The sequence below is a fragment of the Candidatus Pantoea gossypiicola genome (assembly GCF_008632075.1).
Classification (GTDB): domain Bacteria; phylum Pseudomonadota; class Gammaproteobacteria; order Enterobacterales; family Enterobacteriaceae; genus Pantoea; species Pantoea gossypiicola.
On record NZ_VWVM01000037.1, the window covers coordinates 1 to 11,004 of the forward strand.

Sequence of the window (11,004 nt, forward strand, 5' to 3'; positions counted from 1 at the left end):
CGGAGATTTCACGCAGGGTGATGAAACTGGTATCAGGTGCACGCTTACCCGTGTCGGCCAGCACCACCGTTACCGTTTTATCAGGCGTCTGCAAAGCCGCCGCTATCGGGGCCAGCAGGCTCTGCAGCACGAACCGCGACCGCGTAGTAATAGCCATAGTCAGAAAAGTCCTGCAGGTGTGTGATGCGCCAGCGCTCATCGTGCCAGGCCACCACGTCACCGAACGCCATGCGCTTTGCGGCCAGCACCACGATGGCATCGTGAAGACGGGTGCCCTCGGGCGCAAACTGCAGCGCGTCCGTATCGGCGGGATAAATCACCCCGCGGTTGTTACTGACACCTGCGGGCTGCCAGTCACTGGTGGCCGGATGCGTAACCGTAAATTCACGGCTCATGCGCCCGTTCACGACCCGGCGGACGTTCGGCCTCATTTGCTGGTGCCTCCCGTGTCTGTAATAAAGGTGAGGGACTCGTACATGTCGCGCGTGTCGATCAGCGGCGTGTCTTTTCCGCCCTTCTTCTTCGCCGTGCTGTCCGCATTGGGCTGCAGGTGTCCGTCGGTAAACGATGCGCGGAGTTTTCGCCGCACGCGGCTGCCCACCAGCGTCATCGCCTCCTCTACCGTAATGGTGCCGTTCAGCACCGCCGTGGCGCGCACGGCCATCTCCTTACGGAAATAATCGTTCTGGTGGAAGGTGTAGCGAAAAACAGAGCGCTCCGGGATGTGTACCGTGCGTGCGGGTACCTGATGGAAGGTCTGAAAGTTGCCGTTTTTGCGAAACTGCCCGCTGTACGCAAACGTGCCGTCAGCACGGATGCGGCGCGTGATGCTGACGGTGTGCGCCGGGACGTGAACGTCGCCGCCGTACTCGTGCAGCTCCATCAGCCCGGCGTTACCCAGCGGCAGCCCGTCCTTGCGCGGGTTATTCTCCTTCGGGATACCCACCTTCACGCCCGCCCGCTTCAGGGAAATCATGCTCTGCAGCAGGGCGGTTACTTTTGAGGTGTCCGGTCTGTCACCCATGGCTACCCCCTTCTCACGGCAATGTACGCCCCACCGGCCAGCAGCCCGCGCAGCAGCCCGGCCAGCCAGGGAAAATACATCGACCCGCTGTCGTCACCGCCGGCATACTGCAGGCTGACCTTACCGGCCATTTCCATCGTCACCCCGCGCGTCAGTACCCCGTCCAGCTCGCCCTCCTGCGCCGCCAGCGCCAGGCGGCACTGCGCCTGTATCAGCTGAGCCGGAATGGCCGTGTTACTGAGCGCCACGCCGTCCACCACAATCCGGTCACGCGGCCAGGCCAGCGGCTGGCTGTCGGTAGTCCGGCGGCCTTTCCACTGTCGGCCGTTCAGGTAGTCCATCGCCTGAAACAGAAGTTGTGCGCACTCAGTGTCGTCATCGGGTACCGACCCGCCGCGGGATGAAACAAAGTCGCGCAGGTCGCTGATGCGGGCATAGCTGTTAAAACCCGGCGAAGCCGGGTCAGTATCAGGTGTTATCATGCGTTATTCCCCGATCAGGATGACGCGCCGTCACCGGAAATCACCGCAGCAAACGGAACCTGCTTGCGGTCAAAGACCCGTTTCCAGTTTTTGGCGAGCGCCATATCGGAGAACGTCGGGGTTTTATTGGGGCTGTCTTCGCCCTGCCAGGAGAAACCGGCAGGCTGGATGATGTAGGTCTGGCGCTCCCAGAGAATTTCAGCACCGCCACCGTTACCGCCGGACGGCAGGCGCTGAAGCTCAACCGGCGTGTGAGGCGCACCCATGCCGTAGCCGAATGCGCCTGTTCCAAAGAACACGGACATGTACTGGCCGTTCGGCATGGTCAGGGAGTCGTCCATGAATATGGGCTTCCCGAGATAGGTGGCCAGAATGACGCGCCCGTCCGAATCCTTCAGGTACTCAATCAGATCATGCTTCACCATGCGGTTCATGATGACTGAATGAACGCCAATGGCTGAGAACTGGTCCGCCGCATCGCCTGCGGTAAAGGCGGCATCCTGAAACGCGCCGGCCAGGCTGTCATGCTCGGTGATGATCATGTCACCTTTGTTGTTGGCCTGATTGCTCAGGATGATACCGCGTGCGGTGGATATCAGATAGCGCTGCCACTGACGGGTCCAGTAGGTGCCAAAGCGGTTGCGGATCTGCGTCATCGGGTCGCTGTTGGCCAGCTCCGCCGTGAGGTCAGAAACGCCGTAGCCTTTGTTCAGGAACAGAACGCGCCCGCGCATGCTGCCCTGCGAGGCCTTACCTACTTCGCCAATTTCATCCGGATCATCGGTAGAGGCATTCGGCGCTTCATCCGCATCCAGATCCTGCCAGTAGCTGATGGTTGCAGTGCCCTGGCTGTTGCGGGCGATGGAATCCAGCGCCGCCAGGCGGGTGATGATGCCGGAATTATAAACGGCTGTTTTTTCCGGGCTGTTTACCGGATCGATGGTCTGGTAGTACTCGCCAACAAAAATGTCACTCAGGCGGGTGGCAGTCGTGGTCATTACGGACTCCTGTTACTTATTCTGTGTTGCCGCGAGGCGCTTAAACGCTTCCGGATCGTCATTAAAGAGCTTCACGCGCTCTGCTTCGGTAAAATCATCCCATTTTTTGCCTTCGGCGCTGCCGGACGGCAGGTTACCGGCACCTCGGGTACCGGTAGCCCTTGACACAATCACCACCGGGGCGAAAAGTTTGTTTTCTTTAAACTCTTTTTCCAGTTCGTCGAGTGTGGCTGCAGAGGGCCTGCCCTCCGCATCCACGACCCGCGTTTTTCCGTCTTCTACGGTCAGGCGGGCGCGGATGTGGGGGATCAGGATGGCCGCGCTGTCGCCCGCCAGCTTCGTCGCCAGCGACTGCGCCACATTGTCCACCAGCAGGGTATGCAGGCGGGACGCGTGCGCATCAATCGTTGCCTGCAGCTCCTGCTCACGGGTGGTGAGTTTCTCCTGCCAGCTTTTCTCCAGCGTCTCAATGTCCCCTTTTTTACGGGCGGCATCTTCACGCTCACGCTGCGCCTGCAGTTCAGCCTCGCGCCGCCTTTCCTGCTCGATTTTTTTCTCGTTCAGCAGCTCAGTGACCTTTTTCTCAAGGCCGGACACGTCCGGCACGCCTTCAATCTTCAGCTGGTAACCGCCTTCGGCTTCTGCATAAAACGATTTCTGGCTTTCATCCAGCGCGTCATATTCGTCGCTGGTCAGTTTAAATTTCAGCATCTGTAACCCCGGGTCAGATGAGTGCAGCCTCGGGCTGCGGTGATAAAAAAGGCCGCCCGAAGGCAGCCTCATGTTAAAAACGTCAGTATCAATTCAGACCGGCGCGCTTAAACGCCGCAGCATCCCGCTGGCGCAGTTCGTCCAGCGTCAGCCACCGGCCGTCTTCGGTATAAAAGGAGGTGAGTTTCAGGCCGCCGCTGCGCAGCAGCTTTCCGCGCACGGGTCCGAGAATGTCATCCTGCCGGCTGGCGCGCTGGCGGGAAATCCACTCCGGATAGGTGCTGGCCGCAGGTACCTCACCGTTCATGCGCTCTTTTTCAGCGCTGGTGAGGTCATGAGGCAGCAACCCCATGTCCTGCCAGCTTCTGAAAATCAGCGTGTACGTTGAGCGGCAGTGAAAATGCAGCCGCCCCGGTCCGTCCCCCCACGGGATACCGTGCTTTATGGGCTGATTATCCGGGGTGTACTGCAGCGCATCGCGGATGCGGCACGGCGGCGAGGTTTTATTGTCCAGGGTGGACAGCCACTGTTTGGCCTTAATCAGATGATCGTTTGCCGCCGCCGTCTGCTCGCGCACCACCTGCGCCGCATGCGCCAGCGTGCTGTAGCCAATGGCCGAGGCGTTGGCGCGACTTTTATTCAGCGCACCGTCCTGCCAGTTGCGGGCCTTTGTGCCGCGCACGCTTTTTACTATTTCATCCGGCGAGATCCCGCTGCCCAGCCCGGTGCGAACCGTGTTCACGATGCGCGCGAAGCGGTCAGCTTCGAGCTTGCCGGTCCACTCCCGGAGCGTGTAACCGTGAAAAGGTTCGGTTACCGCCCGGACGTACGCCTGACCGGCGTCGACTTTTTTCAGCAGGCCGCGCTGGCTCACCACCTCCGGCAGCAGGGACTTCATCAGGTCAAAGCCGAAGCCGGCCTCATACTCCGTGAAGGCCTTCAGCACGTGGCCGAGCTCACCAAAAAAGCGCGTGACCGCCCTGCGGTTGATGTCCCTGACGGGTGCCAGTACCTGCGTCAGCCTTTTTACCGACACCGCGCCAGTCGGTATATCCTCCAGCGCCACCAGCAGCCTGGCCGCCAGTTCCGCATCATCGGTACTGAGTGAAGCCACCAGCCTGCTGACTACACCCGCCTCATAGCGCGTCAGGTGAACCCGGTGGGCGATCAGCTCATCGCGCAGCTCCTCATTTATCGTCGCCATCGCTCAGTCCGGTAAAAGTGGGGAAGCTGTCTTTGAGTTCCTGAAGAATATCCTCAGGGGTTTCATCATCACCGACAAGGCCGGTGCGCTGCTGGTAGCGGATAAAGTCAATCAGGCGCATCTGCCCGGACTGTACGGCCGCCACCAGCGCGGTAATCGCCTGGCTGTCCAGCTGAGCAATGTCATACTGCTTGTTCAGCTCAATGCTGCCGCTGCCGCCGGCAAACTGCGCGGCAAAGCTCAGGGCGCGGTTAACCGCCTGTTCCACGTTGCCGGCGCACAGGGATAATACGGAATTATCGGTCTGCGCTTCGCTTGCCGCCTGTGTGGCGGTGCGAGCCGCGCCGTTGCGCTCAACGAGACGCGCACCCAGCATCGCCATCTGATTTTCACGGCGCTCCGCCAGCGAGGTCATGATGCCCCGCTCCTCCGGCTGGGCAAACTTCATGTCGCCATTGGCGGGAAGCAGCACCCCGCGGCGCGAGCCTACGCAGAACCCGCCGTCCGGAAAATTGGTGTCAATCCACTCCTGCGACACGCCCGTCAGCGCCACCATCGGCTGACCGACCGTATGCGCCGCTTCGGCCAGATCGGCTTCACACTGATAGTGCTTGATGTTGATGTAGGCAATATCGGCCAGCGGCGGTGCGTCAGGCGTGTGGTCATTATTCACGGCACCAATCCAGGACCAGGGGAGCTCATTCAGCGCCCGGCCGCTGCCGTCAGTAAAGGCGGTGACAGCGCCGGGAATGATGCCGGACTCGCCCTCTTCCCAGCGACGGAAATATGCCACACCATCGATAAGCCGCAGCTCCATCCACCGGCGGCGCAGCAGCAGAGAAAAACCGTCCGGATCGTCGACGGGCTCCTGCCAGTGAAGCACCACCAGCGAGGTTTTGTTTGCCGTGACCCGCCAGTTGATGATCTGTTTTGCCGTAAAGAGCTGCAGAACCGGCCGGGGCTGGCTGCTGCCCCGCTGAACACCGCTGCCGGTATGGTCCGTGAGTATCCCCGCACGGCCCCGCTGCAGGTTCTGATTAAGCGCATCGCGCACGAACTGCGCCAGCGGCTGTCCTTCGCCATCTGCGTCTGCCTCCAGCCCGGTTACGCCACCTTCAAGGGTGATTTTTACCGGCTTGCTGAAGGCGATCCCGACAAGTCCCGTCAGGGTCCGGCCCGTCACATTGATGAAGGCAGCGCGCGCCTTGTAGGCGGCGTAGCGATTGCCCTGCGGATCGTCGTCTTCGGCATCGTCGCTCGGGTGCGGCAGGTATTTACAGCCACGCTGTTTTATTTTGCGCTCACCGTCGACACAGTCGCCGACCATGTCCCACTCATCTTTGAATTCACCCCAGGCAGGGTGACGATAGTCCACATTTAAGTCTGACATGATCAGGCCCATTTGAATTTGATAGGTTTTGGCGGTTTGCGGTGATTTTTACGGGTTACCGCGAAGTAGCGGAATCCGTCCGCGCCGTGAGAGGTCGCATCATGGTATGGCTTATCTTTCCAGCAGCCCCGCTTGTCGTCCCACTCCTTGCGGTAAGCCTCGAGATGAGAAATTCCCTCTTCACACTTTGTTTCATCGAAAGCGCAGCGCGGGAGGATTTCGCGTACTGCTTCGATGCCGTCATCAACGGACATTTTCGGCACCACCTGAAAGGTAAGGCTGTAGGTCTGTCCGTCAATCTCATAGCCCTCACGCGCCAGCTCCCGGCGGGTTTTGGCATCTGATCCGAATTCGCGGTTGTCGATGTCATGCGGCCCCCAGTGCTCACCATACTCATAGCCGCGCTCTTTCAGCACCTTCATATAGTGGCGCAGGCCTTCACCGCTGTTTTCGTAGTAGTCGATGACGTGATATTCCTCACCCACCTCCCGGATAAACCAGATAGCGGTGGAGTCACCGACGCCGATATCCCAGAACGTGTGAACAGGCTGGTGGGCATTGTCAGGCAGTGCGCCGATTCGCCGGTTCTCATAAAGCCAGCGGAACTGCTTCGCGTAATAAGCACCTTCGACCGACTGCTGAAACGCTTCTGACGGTATGGACGGATATTCACGCTTCATATCGTCACCGAGCGTTTTCTCTTTGGCGTGATACCAGGCCTGCTGCTGCGGGCTGAGCACGATTCCGTGCTTTGCCTGCAGATCAGCAAAATAATCGGTAAGCCGCTGTGGCAGAGAAGATACGGGCTCGATCGCATACTGCGGATTGCGCCACCAGGTGAAAAAGAAAAACCGCCAGTCGAGCGATGACAGCATTTTTCCCTGTACCTGCGCCCTTTCCGCTTCCTGACAGTAATCAAAAAAGTAGCCTGCCCGGCCCTCTGCCGTGCTCTCGATTGTGGTAAAGCAGTCAGAAGACACCGCCTCGAACGCGCCGGTCACAATTTCGCGGGCTTTATCAGGAAATTTTGCACATATTTTCCCGAACTCGGAAACGTGCAGATAACGCAGTGTACCGCCGCGAAAAGAGGTGCTGATGTAGAGCGATCCACCCTTTTTAAACACCAGCTCGCCCGCCGCATCATTACTGGCGGGGTTCGCCCGCTTTATTTCATCCGGCAGACGGTCGTAGGCGTATTTGATTTTTTCCCTGAACAGGCGTTTGGCGTCATTCAGCGTGTGGGCAATCAGTGCGCAGCGGGCCGCTTCAAACAGCGCTGCATCCAGCTGAATGATGCAGACCTCGGTCGTAAAGCCCAGCTGGCGCGCCTTGAGAATAATATTGCGGGTGTGCATGTTCCCGAAGTACTCGAGCTGCTCCGGCGTCATTCTGAATCTGACCGGCTTCCCTTTTTTATCGGTGATCCAGTACAGGTGATTCAGCCGCCAGAACCTGTCGCGTAAGAGGGCGAGGTGTTCCGACTTCATCATTACTCCTTCGCCAGCTCATCCATCAGGCTGGAAATGGACTGCACGACCTGGCCGGAGTGCTCGAGCTTCTGCCTGTTGGTGTAAACGTCGCCCACCTCTTTAGCCGCCTGCTCCAGCAGCTGTGCGGTCATGCCGAGGTTTTTCATTTTCTCAGCATTCGTCGCCATACGATCAAGCACGCGCAGGCGATAGGCCTTATTAGCTATCGGGATGTCGGAAACTTCCGTCTGAAAGCGGCTGCGGGTGGTGTTAAACATATCCACCCACTTTTTTGCCAGGTTTCGCCCGGCAGCCTTGGTCGGGTCATGAGATTCAACCTGCTGCCGGGAAACGGAAAGCTCAAATTCTTTTTTGACAGCATCGACAACCTGCGAGGGGGTATCGAAGCATGCAAGAGACTGAACTATAAATGTTCTTACCTCCCCTTTGAGTGCTGCCATCGATTACCGCCTGTCAAAATCAGTCAAAAATTCACGCCAGCTTTAACATGCAGGTTCCGCATGCTCTGGCGATATTAAGATGTGCCACCTCCGGCTCTGTGTTTGCCGCATCCACCAGCGTCTGTACTTCGGCACTGGCACCATACCGCCGCACGACGCCCACGAATTCCTCCACGTCATGTCCCCGGAGTGTCAGCACCGGCTGACCGGTATCGCGATTAAACTTAGGCGCACCGTATTCATCCGTTGCCTGCGCAATGTGGTACAGCTCATGTTCCACCAGCGCACAGAACTCAGGGTCGCTGCACTGTGAACAGTAATCAGCGGCCAGTGTGATGATGAACTTTGGCACACGCCCGAACCACTCATGCATCTGCTGCTCCATTCTGGCCTTCTGCCAGCCGCCGGCACGCAGCATGACCTCCTCCGCCTGACCCAGAACGGTGCGACCCTTTTTACTGAATGCTGCTGATGCCCACATGAAGCTGATGTCAGCATCAATCAGATGCGCATGATCCGGGTTATATAGCGCACCGTTTTCGCTCAGGAGCTGCGTCTGTATCCAGTCACAGACCTCGCCAGCCGGAGCGATACTGATATAAGGCAGCGGGTCCGGCGGGTTTATAAACAGTGGCGGTGGCAGCGGTCGGATGAAGGATTCGTCAGTCATACAGAATAATCCTCTGGTCAGCTTTATCTCGGTGGTTTAACGAAGCCACTGAACCCGTTCGAGTCCAGCTCAGCCATAACAGCAATGACGGCCTGAATGCCTTCATCCATCGTGACATCAAAATATTCACCATGTAGATGATGCGCAGATAACTTTTCATGAGCCATCTTTTCAACCAGCCTGAAATCGTAACGCCGATCAGTGATATAGCTCTCTTTAACCTCAAACCCTTCATGCTTTTTGAGTTCGGTGAATCTTCCTGTGCATTTGTGACGTGAAGACATGCCGACTTTAACTTTCTCACCATTGCTGGCGACATAAACTCTGCCGCCGTTACGAGTTAACAGCTTTGCTACCATGAGCTTTCCTTTTGGTGGTGAGCCTAAGTTCACGCGGATAAAAGCAGCCCACAGAGTGAAAGCATTATTGCTTACCCCATAGACTCACCCCGCAAGGCTCTGTGGATAGTTGCCCCGTGACGAGCATTCAGAAGAATTAAATGATTGGATCTTTCTCGGTGTTTGTTTGTGCGGGTAATCCGTATACCGACAACTGCCGAAACAGGATATTTGACCTGTCCTGACGGCTGGCCAGCGGCGTTTTACAGAATTTTATAAAATGCCGGTCTTTCCCGGCCGTCCGTCTGCACCCGGTACCCTTTTTACTCGCGGAGCATAGGCGGTTGCCGTCACAGACTGCGGGTGTTATTTGCCCCACCGCCCGCCGGGGTTGCAGTAATCTTCATCGGGCGCACTGCATGAATGCGCCCTGTGCTGATTACTCAGCTTTTGAATCAGAACCCAGAATATCCACCAGCGCTGTATCCACGGCGGCGTCAATCTGGGTATCCAGATCGGCTTTGATCTGGGTTTTAACAGCGGTGGTGACCGCATCAGACTTCAGGGCTTTTTTCACCAGGTCATCGGTGACGATATCTTTTACTTCCGGCATTGCTGCCTCCTGTTGGTTATGGCTGAAGAGCCACTGTGTGATCCACATGGTTGTGTCCATGCTGAGGGTATAAAAAACCCCGCTTATCAGGCGGGGTCAGGTACGGCGGCGGAAGGCGTAACTGCCTATGCCTTCTCTGCCGAGTTTGGTTTCCATGGTGTTGTGCTCAATGCAGTCAAAGCCCTGGCCGTCGAACCAGCGCAGCAGACCTGTGTGAGTGAAATAAAAAACGTGTTCATCTTTACGGAAATGTTTCGATCTGAGCACATGCTCTGCATCATCAAAAACAGGGATCGATAAAAATACCCATTTTTTTGCCTGCGCAACCGCCAGCTCAGGTTCATAGAGATGTTCGAGACAATCCCACATAGTCAGAGCTTCATAGGTTTCGGTGTATAAATCAGCCCAGACACCCCGATCTTTTAACCAGGAAACTCCAGCTGGATTAATATCGAAGCCGAGTGCATTTCCATATAATTCGATGAATGAACCACTCCCGATTCCGATATCAACGACAATACCCCGCCAGTGCCGCTTTACCATCTCAACACGGGCCAGGTTTAAAGCTTTTCCGATTTTCGTACCAGCCATGCTTTTATATTTATCGAAATACGAATAATCGTAGGGGTGGTCGCTTATTTCTACAGGATACTTACCTATGCCGTGCTCAGGAAGCCAGATCAGTGATGTGGCCTGTAATTCATTGAAGGTTTTCATAACAGCCTTTCGATGGTTGACGCAGGGTGTGACAAACTTTTTGCACGCAGATATGCAATGTGAGCCTCTTCCGAAGAATCGAACGTCCCCAGATGCTTTTTACGATAATTAACTTTAATGCACGCGTAATATTTACCACTACCCGCGCTCATGTGAACTCCCTGAGGAAGAATTTCGCCAGCTAAATTTTTTCGGGTGCTATTGCGAACAACGTTCTGAGAATTCAAGCGCTGCGAAACAAGGCGTAGATTTAACGGGCGGCTATCTCCTTTATTGCCATTAATATGGTCAATGACTTTCTCAGCAGGAATATCCCCATATAACCAGAACCAAATCAGTCGGTGTTCATAATAGTGTCGCCCCTGAAAGGTGATAATCCGATATCCGTTATTTTGCTGACTGCCTGCTCTGTCCCCTTTTTGGCGCTTTCCCCTGGGATTAACAATCCAGATTAACTCACCACTAACCTCATTGAGAGACAAACACCCCTTTAACTCTGCAAGCACTTCGGCAGTTACATCAAATTTACGCGGCATAGCTACCTCCAGATTTTTCAGAGAACGATTTCATGCAGCCACTCGCTGAAAAGAGTATCGAAATTGCTGATGCGCCGGTCGCAGTCGTGATCTGCGCGGGTGCAGCGGCAGTAATTATCGGGCAGCGCCCAGCGTACGCGCGACAGGTCCATCGCCGGATCGGTAATAATCTCCGGCGCGTTATGCCCTCCCCGACCGCCTGCCACTACAAACAGCGGTGTGTTATATGCGATGGTCATCGGGACCGAGAAACCTACCGGACTGACCACGCAGGCAGCATGCGCATAGAGACTGCACAGCTGAGTCAGCGTCATTTCACCATGGTGGAGTTTCAGATCGGCTTCGGGCTCTTCACCCACAACCCACTCTACGCCCGGCACGGTGTCAGCCA

General features: G+C 56.6%; 14 protein-coding genes and 1 pseudogene. All 15 read right to left on the minus strand.

Annotated elements, in window-relative coordinates; genetic code table 11:
* Positions 1-80: 80 nt before the first annotated feature.
* Positions 81-431, minus strand: a complete 351-nt coding sequence (locus tag F3I20_RS23320; protein ID WP_150038816.1) for a hypothetical protein — start codon at positions 429-431, stop codon at positions 81-83.
* A complete protein-coding gene (locus F3I20_RS23325; RefSeq protein WP_150038814.1) occupies positions 428-1,024 on the minus strand; it encodes a hypothetical protein in 597 nt (198 codons plus the stop codon). The genes F3I20_RS23320 and F3I20_RS23325 overlap by 4 nt, the downstream gene beginning before the upstream one ends.
* Positions 1,025-1,026: 2 nt before the next feature.
* Positions 1,027-1,506 (minus strand): DnaT-like ssDNA-binding protein, encoded by a 480-nt coding sequence (locus F3I20_RS23330; RefSeq protein ID WP_150038812.1) that lies wholly within the window; start codon positions 1,504-1,506, stop codon positions 1,027-1,029.
* Positions 1,507-1,520: 14 nt separating this feature from the next.
* On the minus strand, positions 1,521-2,504 hold the full coding sequence (locus F3I20_RS23335) for a phage coat protein (RefSeq protein ID WP_150015963.1): 984 nt from the start codon (positions 2,502-2,504) through the stop codon (positions 1,521-1,523).
* A 12-nt stretch (positions 2,505-2,516) separates the two neighbouring features.
* Complete coding sequence (locus F3I20_RS23340) at positions 2,517-3,215, minus strand: hypothetical protein (protein WP_150015964.1); 699 nt, start codon at positions 3,213-3,215, stop codon at positions 2,517-2,519.
* Positions 3,216-3,303: 88 nt separating this feature from the next.
* Positions 3,304-4,419, minus strand: a complete 1,116-nt coding sequence (locus tag F3I20_RS23345; RefSeq protein WP_150015965.1) for a structural protein — start codon at positions 4,417-4,419, stop codon at positions 3,304-3,306.
* Positions 4,403-5,809, minus strand: coding sequence for a DUF4055 domain-containing protein (locus F3I20_RS23350; RefSeq protein ID WP_150015966.1), 1,407 nt, complete (start codon positions 5,807-5,809; stop codon positions 4,403-4,405). The genes F3I20_RS23345 and F3I20_RS23350 overlap by 17 nt, the downstream gene beginning before the upstream one ends.
* A 2-nt stretch (positions 5,810-5,811) precedes the next feature.
* The gene (locus F3I20_RS23355) at positions 5,812-7,296 is read right to left on the minus strand and encodes a terminase large subunit (protein ID WP_150015971.1); all 1,485 of its coding nucleotides are present in this window, start codon (positions 7,294-7,296) and stop codon (positions 5,812-5,814) included.
* A 2-nt stretch (positions 7,297-7,298) separates the two neighbouring features.
* Positions 7,299-7,739, minus strand: a complete 441-nt coding sequence (locus F3I20_RS23360; protein ID WP_150015967.1) for a DUF2280 domain-containing protein — start codon at positions 7,737-7,739, stop codon at positions 7,299-7,301.
* Between the two features lie 31 nt (positions 7,740-7,770).
* Positions 7,771-8,409, minus strand: a complete 639-nt coding sequence (locus F3I20_RS23365; RefSeq protein ID WP_150015968.1) for a putative metallopeptidase — start codon at positions 8,407-8,409, stop codon at positions 7,771-7,773.
* Between the two features lie 23 nt (positions 8,410-8,432).
* Positions 8,433-8,768, minus strand: coding sequence for a GIY-YIG nuclease family protein (locus tag F3I20_RS23370; protein WP_150015969.1), 336 nt, complete (start codon positions 8,766-8,768; stop codon positions 8,433-8,435).
* Positions 8,769-9,186: 418 nt separating this feature from the next.
* Positions 9,187-9,408: a DUF826 domain-containing protein gene (locus F3I20_RS23375; RefSeq protein WP_370452890.1), complete on the minus strand. Its 222-nt coding sequence runs from the start codon at positions 9,406-9,408 to the stop codon at positions 9,187-9,189.
* 48 nt (positions 9,409-9,456) lie between these two features.
* Positions 9,457-10,077, minus strand: a complete 621-nt coding sequence (locus F3I20_RS23380; RefSeq protein ID WP_150019657.1) for a methyltransferase domain-containing protein — start codon at positions 10,075-10,077, stop codon at positions 9,457-9,459.
* Positions 10,074-10,613 carry an HNH endonuclease gene (locus F3I20_RS23385; RefSeq protein ID WP_150015970.1) on the minus strand — a complete coding sequence of 180 codons (540 nt, stop codon included), beginning with the start codon at positions 10,611-10,613 and terminating at the stop codon, positions 10,074-10,076. The genes F3I20_RS23380 and F3I20_RS23385 overlap by 4 nt, the downstream gene beginning before the upstream one ends.
* Before the next feature lie 17 nt (positions 10,614-10,630).
* Positions 10,631-11,004 (minus strand): annotated as a pseudogene (locus F3I20_RS23390) (hypothetical protein); the annotation flags it as partial.

Coding starts and splice junctions, on each gene's coding strand:
- F3I20_RS23320 (WP_150038816.1), bottom strand. CDS start 431: ATGAGGCCGAACGTCCGCCGGGTCGTGAACGGGCGCATGAGCCGTGAA.
- F3I20_RS23325 (WP_150038814.1), bottom strand. CDS start 1,024: ATGGGTGACAGACCGGACACCTCAAAAGTAACCGCCCTGCTGCAGAGC.
- F3I20_RS23330 (WP_150038812.1), bottom strand. CDS start 1,506: ATGATAACACCTGATACTGACCCGGCTTCGCCGGGTTTTAACAGCTAT.
- F3I20_RS23335 (WP_150015963.1), bottom strand. CDS start 2,504: ATGACCACGACTGCCACCCGCCTGAGTGACATTTTTGTTGGCGAGTAC.
- F3I20_RS23340 (WP_150015964.1), bottom strand. CDS start 3,215: ATGCTGAAATTTAAACTGACCAGCGACGAATATGACGCGCTGGATGAA.
- F3I20_RS23345 (WP_150015965.1), bottom strand. CDS start 4,419: ATGGCGACGATAAATGAGGAGCTGCGCGATGAGCTGATCGCCCACCGG.
- F3I20_RS23350 (WP_150015966.1), bottom strand. CDS start 5,809: ATGTCAGACTTAAATGTGGACTATCGTCACCCTGCCTGGGGTGAATTC.
- F3I20_RS23355 (WP_150015971.1), bottom strand. CDS start 7,296: ATGAAGTCGGAACACCTCGCCCTCTTACGCGACAGGTTCTGGCGGCTG.
- F3I20_RS23360 (WP_150015967.1), bottom strand. CDS start 7,739: ATGGCAGCACTCAAAGGGGAGGTAAGAACATTTATAGTTCAGTCTCTT.
- F3I20_RS23365 (WP_150015968.1), bottom strand. CDS start 8,409: ATGACTGACGAATCCTTCATCCGACCGCTGCCACCGCCACTGTTTATA.
- F3I20_RS23370 (WP_150015969.1), bottom strand. CDS start 8,768: ATGGTAGCAAAGCTGTTAACTCGTAACGGCGGCAGAGTTTATGTCGCC.
- F3I20_RS23375 (WP_370452890.1), bottom strand. CDS start 9,408: ATGTGGATCACACAGTGGCTCTTCAGCCATAACCAACAGGAGGCAGCA.
- F3I20_RS23380 (WP_150019657.1), bottom strand. CDS start 10,077: ATGAAAACCTTCAATGAATTACAGGCCACATCACTGATCTGGCTTCCT.
- F3I20_RS23385 (WP_150015970.1), bottom strand. CDS start 10,613: ATGCCGCGTAAATTTGATGTAACTGCCGAAGTGCTTGCAGAGTTAAAG.